Consider the following 17799-nt stretch of genomic DNA (forward strand, 5'->3'; position numbering starts at 1 on the left):
AAAGTCCTGGGTCAGCCTATCAGTTCTGCCTGTTCGTTGCGGGTCCGTTCAATGAAATTCAGATCTTTTCAGCCTGGATTCATGAAGGTCGCGAGAATCAGAACAATTAATTGGTGTGGCCGCGCATTAGTCGATTGAATGACGCAGGCCGGCTGCCGAGTCTTCCGCCCCAGCGCATTCGACGCGTCGCGGATTCGTCGGCCCGGCGAGCCTCATTTCTCTCTGCGTCAAAGGACATCACCGCCATGAGCAACCCGAAGCTTGAAGTACTTACCCCGCACAACAGCCAACTGATCTTCATCGATCAGCAGCCGCAGATGGCGTTCGGCGTGCAGTCGATCGATCGCCAGACGCTGAAGAACAACGTCGTCGGGCTCGCGAAGGCCGCGAAGGTCTTCAACATCCCGACCACGATCACGACGGTCGAAAGCGACAGCTTCTCCGGTCACACGTATCCGGAGCTGCTCGACGTGTTCCCGAACCAGAAGACGCTGGAACGCACGTCGATGAATTCGTGGGACGACCAGAAGGTGCGCGACGCGCTGGCCGCAAACGGCCGCAAGAAGGTGATCGTGTCCGGTCTGTGGACCGAAGTCTGCAACACGACGTTCGCGCTGTGCGCGATGCTCGAAGGCGACTACGAAATCTACATGGTCGCCGACGCATCGGGCGGCACCACGCAGGCCGCGCACGACTTCGCGATGCAGCGCATGGTGCAGGCGGGCGTCGTGCCCGTCACGTGGCAGCAGGTGCTGCTCGAGTGGCAGCGCGACTGGGCGCACCGCGAGACGTACGACGCCGTGATGGCGATCGCGAAGGAGCATTCGGGCGCGTACGGGATGGGCGTCGACTACGCGTACACGATGGTCCACAAGGCCGCGCCGCGCACCGCGACGCCGCACGAGTCGATCGCGCCCGTTCCGGCGAAGTAAGCGCGGACGGCCTGCGATCGTTGATGCCGGTGCGGCGGGTTCGAGGCGAACGCGCCGCATTGGCTCCCTTGCGCGGGCGGCGGACGTGACCGAAACACGAATGCCGCCCGCAGCAGGCTGATCGGAACACGGCCGCTGCATTCGAAATTTCCGGGAGATTTATCGCATGGAACCTTATCTGGTTTCCCTTGGTGCGGGCCTGCTGATCGGTGTGATTTACAGCGCCATCAAGGTTCGCTCTCCCGCACCGCCGCTGATTGCGCTGGTCGGGTTGCTCGGCATGCTGATTGGCGTGCAGGCGTTGCCCACCGTGAAACAGCTGCTTGGCTTCTGATCAACAAGAGGTGATGTCTATGACCGCAACCGTGACCCAACCGGATCTGATCCTGCATAACGGAAGATTCACGACGCTCGACCGCGCGAACCCCGTCGCGACGGCGGTCGCGATTGCCGCCGGCCGCTTCGTCGCCGTCGGCAGCGACGCGGACGTGATGCCGCTCGCGGGCCGCGCGACGAAGGTGGTCGATCTCGGCGGCCGTGGCGTGCTGCCGGGTCTGATCGACAACCACTGCCACGTGATTCGCGGTGGACTGAACTACAACATGGAACTGCGGTGGGACGGCGTGCCCTCGCTCGCGGTCGCGATGGAAATGCTCAAGCGCCAGGTGGCCGTGACGCCCGCGCCGCAGTGGGTCCGCGTGGTCGGTGGCTTCACCGAGCATCAATTCGTGGAGAAACGGCTTCCGACGATCGACGAACTCAATGCCGCCGCGCCGGACACCCCGGTGTTCATCCTGCACCTGTACGATCGCGCGCTGCTGAACGCGGCCGCGCTGCGGGTGGTCGGCTACACGAAGGACACGCCGGAGCCGCCGGGTGGGACCATCGTTCGCGATGCCGCCGGCAACCCGACCGGCCTGCTGCTTGCGAACCCGAACGCGACGATCCTCTACGCGACGCTCGCGAGGGGCCCGAAGCTGCCGTTCGAGTATCAGTACAATTCGACGCGCCATTTCATGCGCGAGCTGAACCGGCTCGGCGTGACGGGCGTGATCGACGCGGGCGGCGGCTCGCAGAATTATCCCGACGACTACGAGGTGATCCGCAAGCTGCACGACTCGGGCGAGATGACGATCCGGATCGCGTACAACCTGTTCACGCAGAAGCCGAACGCGGAGAAGGAAGACTTCGTGAACTGGACGAAGAGCGTCAAGTACCACGACGGCACCGACTATTTCCGCAACAACGGCGCCGGCGAGATGCTGGCGTTTTCCGCGGCAGACTTCGAGGACTTCCGGGTGGCACGCCCGGACCTGCCCGACCAGATGGAGGATGATCTCGAAGGCGTGGTGCGCGTGCTCGCGGAAAACCGTTGGCCGTGGCGCATGCACGCGACCTATGACGAGACCATCAGCCGCGCGCTCGACGTGTTCGAAAAAGTGAACCAGGACATCCCGCTCGACGGGCTGAACTGGTTCTTCGATCATGCGGAAACCATCACCGAGAAATCGATGGACCGGATCGCCGCGCTCGGCGGCGGCATCGCGGTGCAGCACCGGATGGCGTACCAGGGCGAATACTTCGTCGAGCGCTACGGCGCGCAAGCCGCGGAGGCCACACCGCCCGTGGCGAAGATGCTCGGCAAGGGACTCAAGGTCTCGGCCGGCACCGACGCGACCCGCGTCGCGTCGTACAACCCGTGGGTGTCGCTCGCATGGCTCGTCACCGGCAAGACGGTCGGCGGGATGCGGATGTATCCGCAGCGCAACCTGCTCGATCGGGAGACGGCACTGCGCATGTGGACCGAGTACGTGACGTGGTTCTCGAACGAGGAGGGCAAGAAAGGGCGCGTCGCGGTGGGGCAGCTGGCCGACCTGGTGGTCCCGGATCGCGATTTCTTCGCGTGTGCCGAGGACGACATCGCCGGCACGACGGCGTTGCTGACGGTCGTGGGCGGAAAGATCGTGTGGGGCGCGGGGCCGTTCGAGTCGTACGATGCACCGATCCCGCCCGCGATGCCCGACTGGTCGCCCGTGCGTGAGTTCGGCGGCTATGGCGGCTGGGGGGCGACGCAGCGCGCCGGCGCGCCGCTGCAACGGGCGGCCGCCGCTGCGATGTGCGGTTGCGCGAACGCATGCAACGTTCACCAGCATGCGCATGCGAGCGCATGGGCAAGTGCGCTACCGACGTCCGACGCAAAGGGCTTCTGGGGCGCGTTCGGGTGCTCCTGCTGGGCGGTCTGACACGGCGCGCGGCCCCATTGCGACTCCGCGACGTGGGTCCGCGCGCTTCATCGCCCTTGACGCCTTTTGCGAGCCCCCGGGACTGATCGGCGGGCTCGTTCTCGTCACTTCTGCTCGACCATGGACGAGACCCGGCTGGCAGTCGTCCCGTCGTTCGGTGACGATACGACGACCGGGATAAAGCGATGAGCCCGCCTCCTCCACCAAAAAGGTGGATGGAGCGGGCTGGCGCCGCAATCTGTCGGATCAGACGGATGGCGGCATGAACCTCGATTGAACAATCGGCCGGGCTACCGGTGCGCGCGTCCGCGACCGCGCAGAGGCTTCAGCGCGAGCGTGCGCGCCGCCACGCGCCGGGCGGATGGCCGACGATCCGCGCGAAGATGCGGTTCAGATGGCTCTGGTCCGCGAAGCCGCACGCGATCGCGATGTCGGCGAGCGTCATGTCGGACGTCTCGATCAGTTCGCGCGCACGCGTCACGCGCTGTTCGAGCAGCCACTGGTGCGGCGTGCGGCCGGTGGTGCGCGAGAACGCGCGGATGAAGTAGCCGCGCGACAGGTCGCATTCGTTCGCCACTTCCTCGATCGATACGCCGAGATCCGCCTTTTCCAGCAACAGCTCCTGCGCGCGCGCCAGTTTCGCCGGCGACAGGCTGCCCTTGTGGTCGAGTTCGCGCGTGCGCGCGTTGCCGTAACGGCGCACGAGGTGCGTGCCGATCGCGAGCCCCACCTGCTCGATGAACAGCGCGTTCAGCGGGCCGGGCGCGTCGAGGCTGCCGGCCACCGCGTGCGCGAGATGGCCGAGCACCGGATCACGCACGTCGGGGCGGCACGTGAGGCCGCCGATTGCCTGCCCGCCGTGCTCCGGGCCGACGCGCTCGAGATACGCATGCGGCAGCTCGACCAGCACGAAGTCGAAGTTGCCGTACAGGTCCGCATGGAAGTGGCGCGAGAAATCGCGAATGTAGATCGAGTGATGCTGGAACCGGCGCTCGCTCGCGCCGGCGCGCCCGTAGAGCGTGCGGCGATGGCCGGCGGCCAGCGATACGCCGACCAGGAAGCCGCGGTCGCACGCGGGCATGTCGATGTGTTCCACGTGCGCTTCGCGCATGCATTTGCGGTGAAGCCGCAGGCCGCCGGTGGCGGTCTCGACATCCTTCGACAGCAGGCTGGCCACGCAGCCGAGCGTGTCCTTCGGCGGTGGGGGCGGGGATACCGCCGGCGCTGCGGTAACGGAGTCTGACATGGAATTCCCGGGCAAGTGACTCGGCGCGCGAAATGGCGAGTCCAGTTTAGCGACGCAAGTGAACATTCAAAATGAATTTGCACAAACGTCCGCTCGTGAATCTGACGAATTGCTTTCAATGACGGCGCACGGCCGCCGCATCGCCCGTCACGTCCGGCGTGCGAGCGGCCCGGCAGAGTATCGCGCCCCACTTTTACATGCAAGCGAATGCGCCGATCGCGTGATCCGGCCGCCGTCCACAGTGCATTTTCCTTCAAGATTTTCGTCGCGCGCCCGTCTACACTCAGCCCGTAATTCAACAGTGTCCGGCCGGCGCCACGGTGCGCCGGGGCCGGACATCCTGCCGGGTGGACTGCCGCGTTCACCGGGCGGTCATCCTGAGGGACCCGGAGGCGGCCATGATCCAGATCGGAACGTTGTCGGTGGATTTCGAGCAGCGCGACATTCGCCGTCAGGGCGCGTCGTTGCGCATCGGTGCACGCGCGCTCGACATTCTCGAAGTGCTGCACCGCGCGAGCGGGGCGGTCGTGTCGAAAGACGACATCATGGACGCGGTCTGGCCCGGGCTGATCGTCGAGGAAAACCGCCTTCAGGTGCATGTGGCGACGCTGCGCAAGGCGCTCGGCACGAGCCGCGATCTGATCAAGACGGTGCCCGGGCGCGGCTACCTGCTGGTCGCGTGCGCGTCGCCGGGCCCGGAACCCATGCCCGCGGCCGACACGCCGGCCGCCGTACCGACCGTACCTTCCGCCCTACCGACCGATGCCCACGCGTCGTCGCTGCCCGCGCCGCTCGCCGGACGCGACGCCGAAATCGCGCCGCTCGTCGGACGCGACGCCGAAATCGCGCAGATCGTCGAGATGCTCGAACGCACGCCGGTCGTCACGCTCGTCGGCGCGGGCGGGATCGGCAAGACGAGCCTCGCCGTACGCGTGGCCCACGCGGTGCGCAGCCGCTCGCGCGAGCGCGTGCTGTTCGTGGAGCTGGCGCGCGCGGGGACGCGCGCCGACATGCTGATCGCCGTCGCGGCCGAGCTCGGCCTGGACACGCAGCGCGTGCCCGCCATCGAGGACATCGGCGCCGCATTCGCGGCGTCGCGCTACCTGCTCGTGTTCGACAATGCCGAGCACATCGTCGACCTCGTCGCGAGCCTCGTCGAAACGCTGACGTCGTGCGCCGGCTCGCTGCGCGTCCTCGTGACGAGCCGCGAGCCGCTGCATATCTCGGCCGAAGCGGTGTTGCGCTTGAGCCCGCTCGCGGTGCCCGACGACGACGCGCGCACCGACGAGATCGTTCGTTGTTCCGCCGTCGAGCTGTTCCTGGAACGGGTTCGCACGGCCGCGCCGGATTGTCCGGTCGACGAAGCCGGCATGCGGCTGATCGCCGATATCTGCCGGCGACTCGACGGGCTGCCGCTCGCGATCGAACTGGCCGCGGCGCGCGTCGCGACGCTCGGGCTCGCGGTCGTCGCGTCGCGGCTGGACGACCGGCTGAACCTGCTGACCGGCGGGCTGCGCTCGGCGCTGCCGCGTCATCAGACGCTGCGGGCGACGTTCGACTGGAGCTACGTGCTGCTCGACCCGGCCGCGCGTGCGCTGTTCCGCCGGATGGGATGCTTCATCGGGCCGTTTACGTTCGATGCCGCGCACGCGGTCGCCACCGAGCCCGGCACATCGGCCGCGGACATGATCGCGGTGCTCGGCGAACTGGTCGCGAAGTCGCTGGTGACCGTCGAGTTCCACGGCGCATCGGCGCGGTACCGGCTGACCGAATCGACGCGTGCGTATGCGCTGGAAAAACTGCACAACGAGGGCGAGTTCGAGCGCATCGCGGCGCGTCACGCACGATACGAGCGTGAGCAAGGGCATGAACGCGAGCACGCGCACGCGGCGGCGAGCGTGGACGCCGCGCGGCGCGACGATGGGGTCACCGAAACACCGAACGACGCATCAGCGGATGCGGTCACCGGGGCACTGAACGACGTAACAGCCGGTGCGGTCACGACAGCGCCGAACGACGCACCAGCCGATCCATCAACCGACGCGCCCGTCCTGGCCGCCGACGCAACGCCCGTGCCCGAAGCGGACCGCCTGGCGCGCGCGCTGCTGGAGCCGGCACGGATGCACGAGTGCGCGGCGCGGGCGCGCCAGGTGCTCGACGCTTTCGACACGGCGGCGGCCGACCCGGTCGATGCCGCGCGCGAGATGCGGTTGCGCGCGGCCTGCGCGTCGGCACTGCTGCATACGGACGGCGACGCCGTGGCCGCGGCCGCGATGTGGGACCGCACGCTCGGTCTTGCCGCCCAGGTCGGCGACGATACGTTCGATGCGCGCGCGCTGGTCGGGCAGTGGCATACGATGCTGACGCTGTCGGACATTCACGAATCGCTGCGCTACGCGACACGCTTCGAGCGCGCGGCCGAGCGGCGCGGCGACCGCTCGCAGCGGCTCCTGGCCAACGCGATGGTCGCAACGTCGCTGCACTACTTCGGCGAGCACGCGCAGGCGCGCGAGCGGCTCGAGGCGGCGACGGCCGAACTCGGCGCGGTGGGCGAGCCGCCGTGCGCGCAGGCAGCGCTCGGCGTCGACATGACGACGCTCGCGCGCACGATGCTCACGCGGCTCGTGTGGATGCAGGGCGACCCCGACCATGCAATGCGCATCGCCGCGCAAGCGGTCGAGTGCGCGCGCCGCGGCCCGTCCGCGCTCGCGCTTTGCGTGGTGCTGGGGGCGGCCGCCGTGCCGATCGCACTGCGCTACGGCGACCACGACATCACGTCCGACTATCTCGCGACGCTGCGCGCGACCGCGAGCGCGCACGGCTTCGACATCTGGCGCAATCACGCGGAATGCCTGACCGGCCAGTTCGACATCCAGGCCGGTCATCCCGGCGCGGGCCTCGCGCGGCTCGAACCCGCGCTGCGGCGTGTCGAGGCGAGCGGATTCCGGCGGCTGCTCGCCCCGTTGAACGTCGCGTATGCGGAGGGCCTCGTGCGCGTCGGCCGCGCAAGCGAGGCGCGCATGCGGCTCGATGCGACGCTCGCGCGCTGCCGTGCGCACGGCGAGCATCTGTTCGTGCCGGAACTGCTGCGCGTGACGGGCGTCGCGATGCTCGAACAGGCACGCTCCGCGGCCCCCGACGTCGCGCTCGCGTACGAGGCCGACGGGCATCGTCATCTGCAGATGGCGATCCAGACCGCGAACGGGCAGGGCGCCGCGATGTGGGCGCTGCGCGGCGCGCTGGATCTCGCCGATCACCTGATCGAGCGCGGGCGCACCGCGCACGCGTCGACACTGGTCGCCGGCGTCGCGCGGCACTTCGATCCGCATTCGCGCGCGCATGACGTGCGGCGCTTGCTGCGCGTGCAGAATTTCGTGCGCCAGGACGCGCCGTCTCCGCCGTCCCGCACGCGTGCGCGCCACGACGCCGCCGACGCGGCGCAGCAGGCCGCATAGCGATGCGCGCGTTCCTGGCAGCCGCGCGACTGCGCGATCGCGGCATGCGTGCCGATGCGTGCGACGCAGCCCTGTTCCGTCGTTCGACGACGCGCCGCACGTGCGGCGCGGCGCGGCGTGCGCGTGCGCACGGGAGGCCCGACGGTGCTTAGAGCGACGGAACCCGCGCGCGCGGCGGACCTCGTCGTCTTCAACGGCAAGATTGCGACCCAGGACGAGCAGCGCTCGTTCGTCAGCGCACTGGCGGTGAAGGACGGGCGCATCGTCGCGACCGGCAACGATCGCGACGTGCTGCGTCATGCACACGGTGACACGACCTGCATCGACCTGAACGGCCGCACGGCGATTCCCGGCCTCGTCGACGCGCACCTGCAGGCGATCCGCGGCGGCACGCACTTCAACCTCGAGCTGCGCTGGGACGGCGTGCCGTCGCTCGCCGCCGCGCTCGACCTGCTGCATCGGCAGGCCGAGCGCACGCCCGCACCGCACTGGGTGCGCGTGGGCGGCGGCTGGACCGCGCTGCAGTTCGCGGAAAAGCGTGGCCCGACGGTGGCCGAGCTCAATGCGATCGCACCCGATACGCCGGTGTTCGTCCGGCATCTCGGCGACAGCGCGTGGTTGAATGCGGCCGCGCTGCGCGCGATCGGCTACGGGCGCGACACGCCCGATCCGCCGGGCGGCGAATTGCGGCGCGACCGCCATGGGCGGCCGACCGGGCTGCTGCTCGCGCGCCCCGATCCGGCCGTGCTGGCCGCGGCGCTCGCGCGCGCGCCGGTGCTCGGCGCGGCCGACCGGGTCAACTCGACGCGGCAGTTCATGCACGCGCTGAACCGCGTCGGCGTGACGAGCGCGATCGACGCCGGCGGCGACGGTCTGGCGTATCCGGACGATTACGCGGCGGTCATCGCGCTGGCACGCCGCGGCGAACTGACGACGCGCATCGCGTACGCGCTGGGCGCGCGGCACGCCGGCCGGGAAATCGACGACTTCGCGCAGTGGATCGCGCTGACCTCGCCCGGCGACGGCGATGCGTTCCTGCGCGCGAACGGCGCAGGCGAGCGGCTGCTGTTTTCGGCGGTCGACCTGGGGAATTTTCTCGACCCGCGCACCGAGCTGCCCGCGTCGGTCGATGCGGAACTGGCCGCCGTCGTCCGGCTGCTGGTCCGCCACCGCTGGCCGTTCCGGCTGCATGCGACCTACGACGAGTCGATCGGCCGCTTCCTCGACGTGTTCGAGGCGGTGAACCGCGAAACGCCGTTCGCCGGGCTGCGCTGGTGTTTCGACCGGTGCGAGACGATGTCGGATGCGAACATCGCGCGCGTGGCGGCGCTGGGCGGCGGCGTGACCGTGCAGCCGCGCATGGCGTTCGAGGGTGAGGCGTTCATCGCGCGCGACGGGGCGGCCGCGGCGACGCGCGCGCCACCGATCCGCGCGATGCTCGCGGCCGGGCTGCCGGTCGGGGCAGGCTCCGGCGCGCTGGATGCCGGGAGCTACAACCCGTTCGTCGCGCTGTACTGGATGGTGTCGGGGCGCAGCGTCGGCGGCACCGTGCTGTATCCGGCGCGCAACCGGCTCGGCCGGATGGAGGCGCTGCGCCGCTACACGGTCGGCAGCGCATGGTTCTCCGCCGACGAGCATCGCAAGGGGGCGCTGGTGCCCGGCCGTTACGCGGACTTCGCGGTGCTGAGCGACGACTATTTCACGATCGACATGGCGCGCATCCCGCAGCTGTCGTCGGTGCTGACGGTCGTCGACGGCAAGGTCGTGCACGCGGAACGGGAATTTGCGTCGCTCGCGCCGCCGCCGCCGCCGCCCGTCAGCCCCGAATGGTCGCCGGTCGCCGACGGCGGCGGCACGCCTGCGCCCGGTGCGAACGGGCACGGCGGTCCGCGCGCAGCGGCGGTGGGCGACGCGTGCACGGAACCCGGTACCGATGCGTGCCGGGCACGCGGCCCCGGGCGCCGCTTCGCGCGGCCGCGCTATCCGACGGCCAGCGCGGCCGGCGGCCGCTGCGACGCGTGCGGCGGCCGCTGCGCCGTGTGCTAGCCGGCACGCACCGGTGCGCGCGCCGGTGCGGCCGGGGCACGGCCTTGCCTTGAACGATTTTTGTGTCCCGTGCACGGGACAGGAAGGAGACACGATGAACGTTGCGCACACGCGCGCACCGTCGAGCGCCGACGAAGTGGCCGGCGTCAGCATTCCGCGCACGACGCTTGCGGTCGAGGCGGCCGACGCGGCGCGCGCATCGTTGCCTGCCGCGCTCGCCGATCATGCCGCACGCGTGTTCGTGTTCGCGTCGCTCGCCGCGCGGCGCGCGGGCGAAGGGTGCGATCCCGATGCGCTGTACGTCGCCGCGATGTACGCGAACATGGGGCTGAGCCCCGCTTACTGCCGTTCGCCCGAACGTTACGAACTCGACGGCGCCGATGCCGCGCACGCGCTGCTGGTGCGGCATCGGCGCGCGCGCAGCATGCGCGACGAGGTATGGCACGCGATCGCGCTGCATACGACGCCCGGTGTGGCCGCGCGTGCGTCGCCGCTCGCCCGCGCGCTGGCCCGCGCCGTGTCGACGGATCTGATGGCAACCGATTTCGACCGCTACACCGACGACGAGCGCGCCGCGCTGCTCGCCGCGTACCCGCGCGGCAGCGGATTTCGCGAAACTTTCCTTGCTGCGGTCGCGCGCGGCGTCGAGCATCGGCCGCAGTCGACGTTCGGCACGTGGAGCGCCGACGTGCTCGAGCGCGCGGATCCGGATTTCCAGCGGCCGAATTTCTGCGGGCGCGTGCTGGGGGCGCGCTGGAACGACGCGTGACGGCGCCGTTGCCCCGCGCGGGAATCGGCCGCGCGGGCCCGGTATCGCGATGGGGTGCGTGACGACCCGTGCCGTGCGCGGGGCATTCGCCGGTTACGCGGGCGATTCGGCCGCGTCGTGCCGCGCATAGTCGACGTAGCCCGCGCGGTCGCCGCCGTACCAGCCGACGTTTTTCGGCTCCGCGAGCGGGGCGCGTGCGGCGAGGCGCTCGACGAGATCGGGGTTCGCGATATAGGCGCGCGCGAACGCGACGAGATCGGCGTCGCCTGCGTCGATCAGCGCGTTCGCCGCGTCCGGTGAAATGCCGCCGTTGACGATCAGCGTGCCGCCGAATGACCGGCGCGCGTGCTCGACGATACGCGGCAGGTCGGGCTCGCCGCTCCAGCCGTTGGTGTCGGCCGCGTGCAGGTAGGCGACACCCGCGTCGTCGAGCATCCGGCCGACGTACGCGAGCGTCGCATCCGGATCGGCATCGCGCACGTTGTTGTACTTCGCGTACGGCGAGATCCGCACGCCGACACGGCCGAGCGGCATCACGCCGCCGACCGCGTCGACGATTTCCGCGAGAAAGCGCGCGCGGTTCGCGACCGAGCCACCGTAGCGATCGTCGCGGCGGTTCAGCGTCGACGACAGGAACTGGTGCGGCAGGTAGCCGTTGGCCGCATGGATCTCGACGCCGTCGAAGCCGGCGGCCATCGCGCGCGTTGCCGCTTGCCGGAATTCATCGACGGCCGCGACGACTTCGTCGGTCGTCATCGCGCGCGACGGCGTCGCGTGAATCTTCGTGTAATAGCCGTTCTGCAACTGCGCCCATACCTGCAGCCGTTCGAGGTCGTCGTTCACGCCGGACGGCGACAGCGGCGCGGCGCCGCCTAGCAGCGTCAGCGAGCTGACCCGGCCGCCGTGCCACAGCTGCGCGAAGATCCGGCCGCCGTTCGCGTGCACGGCATCGGTGACGACCTTCCAGCCGGCGGCTTGAGCATCGTCGACGAGCCCCGGCGTCAGCTCGAATGCGGCGGAGGCCCGGCTGACGTTGGTCGCCTCGGTCACGATCAGGCCGGCCGACGCGCGCTGCGCGTAGTACTCGGCCATCAGTTCGGTAGGCAGCCCGCGCGACGGCGCGCGCGAGCGCGTCATCGGTCCCATCACGACGCGGTTCGGCAGCGCGAGGCCGCGCAGATCATAGGTACTGAGCAGGGAAGACATGATGGACTCCTTTTCTTCGACGGGGAGCGGGACGGCAACGCGCCCCGCGAACGAATCGGTTTGAAGGGCGGCGGCGGGGTTCAGCCGAGTACGTGACGTTGCGCGTGCGGCCGCCCGACGAGCAGGTAGTGCGCGAGCGCGACGATCGGGAACGCACCGGCCACCGCCGCGACGAGCGACCAGCCGCCATGCTCGTACAGCGGGCTCGCAAGCGCCGAGCCGACGGCGCCGCCGACGAAGATGCTCGTCATGTACAGCGCGTTCAGCCGGTTGCGGCTGGCCGCGTGCAGCGCGTAGATCTCGCGCTGGCCGAGCACCATGTTCATCTGCACCGCGAAGTCGAGCACGATGCCGGTCACGACGAGCCCGTACAGGCCGGTGCCGTGCACGAACCCGATCGCGTACGACAGCGTGCCGGCGACCAGCGCGATCAGCGTCGCGCGCACCGTATGGCCGGCGTCCGCGAGGCGCCCGGCCACCGGTGCCGACGTCGCGCCGATCGCCCCGACCAGCGCGAACAGGCCGATGGCCGACTGCGACAATCCGTAGTGACGCGTCAGCTCGACCGGCACGGCGGTCCAGAACAGGCTGAACGACGCGAACATCAGGCCCTGGTAGAACGCGCGATGGCGCAGGACGGGCATCGTGCGGACCAGTTGCAGCAGCGAGCCGATCAGCTCGAAATAGGTCGCGCGATGGTCGGGCTGGCGCGGCGGAATCGTCAGCGCGAGCACGGCCGTGACGAGCGCCATCAGCACGGCGGCCGCCGCGAACACGAAACGCCAGCCGAACGCGTCGGCCACGACGCTCGACAGCGGGCGGGCCAGCAGGATGCCGAGCAGCAGCCCGCTCATGATCGTGCCGACCACGCGGCCGCGCGAATGATCCGGCGCGAGATGCGCGGCGAGCGGCACGAGGATCTGCACGGCCACCGAGCTGAAGCCGATCAGCAGCGAAATCGCGAGAAAGAGCCCGGGTGTGCGCACGAGCGCCGCCGCGGCGAGGCTCGCAATCGACACGACTGCCGTCACGATCATCAGCTTGCGGTTCTCGAGCAGGTCGCCGAGCGGCACGATGAAGAACAGGCCGAGGGCATAACCGATCTGCGTCAACGACACGATCAGGCTCGCCGTGCCGCCGGACATGTGCAGGCCCGGCGCGATGAGTTCCGTGATCGGCTGCGCGTAGTACAGGTTCGCGACGATCGCGCCGCAGCTGAATGCGAACAGCAGGATCAACCCCTGCGTGAGTTGGGTGCCGTGCGCAGGCGGCGCGAGCGGCGTGGAATCTGCTGACATGGTGGACTCCTTGAGAAGAGAGAGGTGGGTCACCGTGTCGCCGCGCCTGCACGGGGTTCGCCGGGGGCGCGATACGGTGCACCGCGTTGCCGCCCATACTATTGACCGGTCGATCAAACCGGAATCGAGCCGCAGCGCAATCGAGCTTTGCGCGACACGCAAAGGTCGCGTCCGGTCAGCCGCGCTTGCCCTGCAGCGTCGGAATCTGCTCGAACAGGCCCGCGAGCCAGTCGACGAACACCTTGAGCTTGACGGGCACGTGGCGATTGGGCGGATACAGCACCGAGATCGGCCGGGCCGGCGCGTTGAAGTCGGTCAGCACTTCGCGCAGCCGCCCCGATTTCAGATAGGGCTCGACGAGGTACAGCGACGTCTTGATCAGGCCGATGCCCGCGATGCCGCACTCGATGTAGTTGTCCGCATCGTTGACGGCGACCGTGCCGCACATCTGCACGACGCGCGGCTCGCCGTCGACGACGTAGTCCCACACGCGGGGGCGCCCGGTATCGGCCGAGATGTGGCTGACCGCCACGTGCTGCGCGAGATCGTCGACGGTCTCCGGCTCGCCGCACCGTGCCAGGTACGCGGGCGAGCCGCACGTGCAGGTGGTCAGGCTGCCGATGCGCCGCGCGACCATCCCCGAGTCGTCGAGCGCGCCGATGCGCACCACGCAGTCGACGCCTTCGCCGACGAGATCGATCTGCCGGTCGGTCACGCCAAGCTCGATCATGATGCCCGGATGGGCGTCGAGGAAGGTGGGCAGCGCGGGCACCACGACCTGCTTGGCCATCGCCGGCGGCAGGTTCACCTTCAGCCGGCCGCGCGGCACGTTGCGCGCCTGCGAGACCGACGCCTCCATGTCGTCGATTTCGCGCAGCACCGCGACGGAACGTTCGTAGTAAGCCTGGCCGTCCTCGGTCAGCGAGATGCGGCGCGTCGTGCGGTTCAGCAGCCGGCAGCCGAGGTGCTGTTCGAGCGCGCTGAGCAGCGCGGACACGCGCGGCGTCGTGAGGCCGGTCGTGTCGGAGGCGCGCGTGAAGCTGCCGGTTTCGACGATGCGCGTGAACACGCGCATCGAAAGCAAGGTATCCATCGTCGGGGGGCTCCAGTTCTGTCGGGTCGCGGCGCCGGTTCATGCCGGCGCCGTCCGTCGTGTCGGGTGTCGGTCGCGCATATCGGGCGCGACCGGATCGCTATGCGTCGATGCGTCGTCTCAGCGCGTCGCCGGCGAACGGCATTTCGCGCATGCGCTGGCCGGTCGCGTCGAAGATCGCGTTGGCCAGCGCGCCGGCGGTGGGCCCCATCGACGCCTCGGCCGCGCCGAGGAACGGCGCGCCCGGGCGATTGATCAGGTGGACCTTCACGCTCCGCGGTGCGGCCGAGAAGCGCAGGATCGGGTAGCTGCTCCAGTCGAAGCTGCGAATTCGTTCGGTGTCGTACTTCAGCGCCTCGTACAGCGTCCAGCTCGCGGCCTGCACGATGCCGCCCTCGATCTGGTTGCGGATCCCGTCCGGCGATACGACCTGCCCCGCATCGACGGCGGCTTCCGCGTGCTCGAGCGTCACCTGGCCGGTTTCCGGCACGACCGACACCTCGACCGCGATCGCGACGTACGCCATCAGGTTCTTGTACTTGCCGAACGCGAAGCCGACGCCGCGGTTGCGCGCACGCGGCGGCCGCGGCCAGCCGAAGTGCGTCGCGGCGAGCTTGATCACCTGAAGCGCGCGATGATCTTCCATGTGGCGCAACCGGAATTCGACCGGATCGACACCGGCCGCGTGCGCGAGTTCGTCCATGAAGCTTTCGATCGCCCACACGTTGGTGTGTGCGCCGAGCGAGCGCATCGCGGACGTCTGCAGCGGCATCGTCGGCGAGAAGTTGTTCACGATGTGCTGGTTCGGCAACGCGTACAGCGGAATCGCGTTGCGATCGGCGCCGCCCTCCGGTTGCAGCATCGGCGTCGACGGCGCGGGCACGAACGGCGGCTCCAGCATCCGCGCCGGCAGCAGCCTGCCGGCGTTGACGATCCGCTCGTTGTGCGAGCTGCTCCACAGCGCGTAGTTCCAGTCGACGATGCGGCCGCTCGTGTCGAGCGAAGCGCTGACCTCCGTCACCATCGCCGGCGTGAAGTGGTCGCACGTATGTTCCTGCTCGCGCATCCACTGCACGCGAATCGGCTTGCCGGGCATCGCGGCGGCGATCAGCGCCGCGTGCGCGGCGGCGTCGTCCGCCCCGTTGTGTCCGTAGCAGCCCGATCCTTCGGTATGAATGCAGCGGATGCTCGCCTTCGGCATCGACAGCATCTCGGCCAGCGCGTCGCGCAGCGGATAGACGCCCTGCGAGTGGGTCCATACCGTCATCGCCCCGTTCTCGAGATGCGCGACCGCACACGACGGCCCGATCGAGCCGTGCAGCAGGTAGTTCTTCAGGAACGTCGCATTGAGCGTCTTCACGGCCGGCGCGGTGGCCGCGTGCGTGTTGGCGATCTCGATGCGCTGCGTTGCGATCCGCTTCAGGTCGGCATGCACGGTGGCGCGATCGGGCAGCTTGCGGCCGGGCGACCAGCGGCACGCGGCGGCCAGCGCGCGTTGCGCGACCACCGCCTGCCATTCGCCCTGCGCGACCACCGCGAGCATGCTGCCGTTGCGCACGATCCGCACGACGCCCGGCAGCTTCAGGATCGCCGCGTCATCGAACGACAGCAGCTTCGCTTCGTACACCGGCGGCATCACGATGCGTGCGTGCAGCATGCCGGGCAATTCCATGTCCTGCACGTAGCTGACGCCGCCCGTCACCTTGTTCGGGATGTCGATGCGCGGCAGCGACGTGCCGATCACCGTGAACGTCGCCGGGCTCTTCAGCGGCGACGTGGGCGCGGCGCTGCGATGCAGGTCGACGGTGCGGATCGCGTCGCCGTAGGTCATCGTGCGGCCGTCGGGCGCCTTGATGACCGCGTCGGCGGTCGTCAGCGTGCGCGCGTCGACGCCGAAGCGCTTCGCCGCGCCTTCCACCAGCAGCGCACGCACCTGCGCGGCCGCGTTCAGCAGCGCGGAACCGCTGTCGGCCATCGTGTGGCTGCCGGCGGTCAACCCTTCGTCGGGCGAGGCGCCGGTGTCGGCCGTCAGGAACGTGATCAGTGACGGCTTCATGTCGAGTTCTTCGGCCGCCACCTGCAGCAGCGCGGTGCGCACGCCGGTGCCGAGCTCGACCTTGCCGGTGAATACGGTGACCTTGCCGTCCGGCGCGATCTTGATCCACGCGTCGAGCAGCGGATTGGTCTTCAGGCTGCCGGCGAGCGCCTGCGTGGCTTTCGCCACATGCACGGCGGCGCCTTCGTCCGCGATCACGAGCTGCGCGGCCGCGCGGGTGGCCGGCGCGAGCGTGAACGCGACGAACAGCGCGCCGGAGACGATGAAGTGCCGGCGGCCTTCGTCGATGTCGTCGTGGGAATTCATCAGTTGCTCCGAGAAACCCCGTCCTTCAAGACGGGGAGGAAAGGCGTGCTGTTGACAGGCTGCTTCTTCCACGGGTTAGGATCACCGGCATGATCCTTGTCTATCGCTACCGGGTGAAATCGCTCAACGGACTGCTTAACAAGCAGAGCCGTGCGGTGAATTACGTCTGGAACTTCTGCAATGACACGCAGAAGCACGCGCTCAAGTGGGGCAAGAAGTGGCCGACAGGATTCGACCTGAACGTACTGACGACCGGCAGCAGCAAGGAACTCGGGATCCATTCCGGCACGGTCAACGCAACGTGCGAGCAATACGCGAAGTCGCGCAGCCAACACCGTCGGCCCTACCTGCGCTATCGCGGCAGGAAATCGCTGGGCTGGGTGCCGCTGAAGGGCCGTGACCTGAAACGCGAGGGTGACGCGTTCCGTTTCGCCGGCAACACGTTTCGCGTGTTCAACAGCCGCCCGCTTCCCGAAGGCAAGATCAAGGACGGGACCAACTTTGCGCAGGATGCGCGCGGCAACTGGTTTCTCAACATCGTGATCGAGATGCCCGATGTTCAGGCGCGCCCGATCCGTTCCGGCGTCGGCATCGATCTTGGCCTGAAAGACTTCGCCACACTTTCGACGGGCGAGAAGCTGCCCAATGACCCGTTCGGTCGACGAGCGGCGGACAAGCTGGCGAAAGCGCAACGGGCGCGAAAACACAAACGGCATATCGCGAAGCTGCACGCCAAGGTCGCGAATGCCCGTGCCGATTTCCAACACAAGCTCGCGCTCGATCTGGTGCGGCGTTTCGATTACATCGCGGTCGGCAACGTGTCGGCTGCCAAGCTCGCCAGAACCAGGATGGCGAAGAGCGTCTACGACGCATCCTGGTCGTCCTTCCGAAGCAAGCTCCGCTACAAGGCGATCGCGCACGGGGCCACGTTCGAGGAAGTCGACGAAAGCGGTTCTACCCAGTCCTGTTCGGCGTGCGGGTCGAAAGACAGCACGACGCGGCCGAAAGGTATCGCGGGACTGCGAATAAGAGAGTGGGCCTGCAGTGACTGTGGTGTCGAGCATGATCGAGATACCAACGCTGCGTTGAACATTCTCCGATGCGGACGTGCATCGCCAGGTGTGGGAATCCTCTCCCTTTAGGGAGCGG

Annotated in this window: 12 protein-coding genes; 7 read left to right on the plus strand and 5 right to left on the minus strand. The window is 68.9% G+C overall.

The features are described from left to right. Positions 1–245: 245 nt before the first annotated feature. From CFB40_RS32160 to CFB40_RS32170, 3 genes are all read left to right on the plus strand, one after another. Positions 246–932: a hydrolase gene (locus tag CFB40_RS32160; RefSeq protein WP_046546706.1), complete on the plus strand. Its 687-nt coding sequence runs from the start codon at positions 246–248 to the stop codon at positions 930–932. Positions 933–1098: 166 nt separating this feature from the next. After that, positions 1099–1266, plus strand: coding sequence for a DUF1427 family protein (locus CFB40_RS32165; protein ID WP_039362659.1), 168 nt, complete (start codon positions 1099–1101; stop codon positions 1264–1266). A 19-nt stretch (positions 1267–1285) separates the two neighbouring features. Continuing rightward, entirely contained in the window at positions 1286–3175 is a 1890-nt protein-coding gene (locus CFB40_RS32170) for an amidohydrolase (protein ID WP_089429520.1), read from the plus strand. Positions 3176–3500: 325 nt separating this feature from the next. Here the strand turns inward: CFB40_RS32170 and CFB40_RS32175 are convergent, their stop codons facing one another. Then, the gene (locus CFB40_RS32175; protein WP_089429521.1) at positions 3501–4421 is read right to left on the minus strand and encodes a helix-turn-helix domain-containing protein; all 921 of its coding nucleotides are present in this window, start codon (positions 4419–4421) and stop codon (positions 3501–3503) included. A 398-nt stretch (positions 4422–4819) separates the two neighbouring features. Here CFB40_RS32175 and CFB40_RS32180 point away from each other — a divergent pair, with 398 nt between their 5' ends. The 3 genes from CFB40_RS32180 (at position 4820) to CFB40_RS32190 (ending at position 10691) form a co-directional block, all read left to right on the plus strand. After that, a complete protein-coding gene (locus CFB40_RS32180; protein WP_089429522.1) occupies positions 4820–7876 on the plus strand; it encodes an ATP-binding protein in 3057 nt (1018 codons plus the stop codon). 144 nt (positions 7877–8020) lie between these two features. Continuing rightward, positions 8021–9922 (plus strand): amidohydrolase, encoded by a 1902-nt coding sequence (locus CFB40_RS32185; RefSeq protein ID WP_089434003.1) that lies wholly within the window; start codon positions 8021–8023, stop codon positions 9920–9922. A 94-nt stretch (positions 9923–10016) separates the two neighbouring features. After that, complete coding sequence (locus tag CFB40_RS32190; protein ID WP_089429524.1) at positions 10017–10691, plus strand: phosphohydrolase; 675 nt, start codon at positions 10017–10019, stop codon at positions 10689–10691. A 93-nt stretch (positions 10692–10784) separates the two neighbouring features. Here the strand turns inward: CFB40_RS32190 and CFB40_RS32195 are convergent, their stop codons facing one another. From CFB40_RS32195 to CFB40_RS32210, 4 genes are all read right to left on the minus strand, one after another. Next, entirely contained in the window at positions 10785–11897 is a 1113-nt protein-coding gene (locus tag CFB40_RS32195; RefSeq protein WP_089433582.1) for an alkene reductase, read from the minus strand. 80 nt (positions 11898–11977) lie between these two features. Next, entirely contained in the window at positions 11978–13195 is a 1218-nt protein-coding gene (locus CFB40_RS32200; RefSeq protein WP_089433583.1) for an MFS transporter, read from the minus strand. Between the two features lie 175 nt (positions 13196–13370). Continuing rightward, positions 13371–14288: a LysR family transcriptional regulator gene (locus tag CFB40_RS32205; protein ID WP_089429527.1), complete on the minus strand. Its 918-nt coding sequence runs from the start codon at positions 14286–14288 to the stop codon at positions 13371–13373. Between the two features lie 100 nt (positions 14289–14388). Beyond that, entirely contained in the window at positions 14389–16650 is a 2262-nt protein-coding gene (locus CFB40_RS32210) for a xanthine dehydrogenase family protein molybdopterin-binding subunit (protein ID WP_089433584.1), read from the minus strand. A gap of 89 nt (positions 16651–16739) precedes the next feature. Here CFB40_RS32210 and CFB40_RS32215 point away from each other — a divergent pair, with 89 nt between their 5' ends. Then, positions 16740–17792 (plus strand): RNA-guided endonuclease InsQ/TnpB family protein, encoded by a 1053-nt coding sequence (locus CFB40_RS32215; protein ID WP_089433585.1) that lies wholly within the window; start codon positions 16740–16742, stop codon positions 17790–17792. Positions 17793–17799: the final 7 nt, after the last annotated feature.

The organism is Burkholderia sp. AU31652 (assembly GCF_002223155.1).
Taxonomy (GTDB): domain Bacteria; phylum Pseudomonadota; class Gammaproteobacteria; order Burkholderiales; family Burkholderiaceae; genus Burkholderia.

What these genes read in the sequence shown, in the direction of transcription:
- CFB40_RS32160 (WP_046546706.1), top strand. Translation starts at nt 246, where the DNA reads ATGAGCAACCCGAAGCTTGAAGTACTTACCCCGCACAACAGCCAACTG.
- CFB40_RS32165 (WP_039362659.1), top strand. Translation starts at nt 1,099, where the DNA reads ATGGAACCTTATCTGGTTTCCCTTGGTGCGGGCCTGCTGATCGGTGTG.
- CFB40_RS32170 (WP_089429520.1), top strand. Translation starts at nt 1,286, where the DNA reads ATGACCGCAACCGTGACCCAACCGGATCTGATCCTGCATAACGGAAGA.
- CFB40_RS32175 (WP_089429521.1), bottom strand. Translation starts at nt 4,421, where the DNA reads ATGTCAGACTCCGTTACCGCAGCGCCGGCGGTATCCCCGCCCCCACCG.
- CFB40_RS32180 (WP_089429522.1), top strand. Translation starts at nt 4,820, where the DNA reads ATGATCCAGATCGGAACGTTGTCGGTGGATTTCGAGCAGCGCGACATT.
- CFB40_RS32190 (WP_089429524.1), top strand. Translation starts at nt 10,017, where the DNA reads ATGAACGTTGCGCACACGCGCGCACCGTCGAGCGCCGACGAAGTGGCC.
- CFB40_RS32195 (WP_089433582.1), bottom strand. Translation starts at nt 11,897, where the DNA reads ATGTCTTCCCTGCTCAGTACCTATGATCTGCGCGGCCTCGCGCTGCCG.
- CFB40_RS32200 (WP_089433583.1), bottom strand. Translation starts at nt 13,195, where the DNA reads ATGTCAGCAGATTCCACGCCGCTCGCGCCGCCTGCGCACGGCACCCAA.
- CFB40_RS32205 (WP_089429527.1), bottom strand. Translation starts at nt 14,288, where the DNA reads ATGGATACCTTGCTTTCGATGCGCGTGTTCACGCGCATCGTCGAAACC.
- CFB40_RS32210 (WP_089433584.1), bottom strand. Translation starts at nt 16,650, where the DNA reads ATGAATTCCCACGACGACATCGACGAAGGCCGCCGGCACTTCATCGTC.
- CFB40_RS32215 (WP_089433585.1), top strand. Translation starts at nt 16,740, where the DNA reads ATGATCCTTGTCTATCGCTACCGGGTGAAATCGCTCAACGGACTGCTT.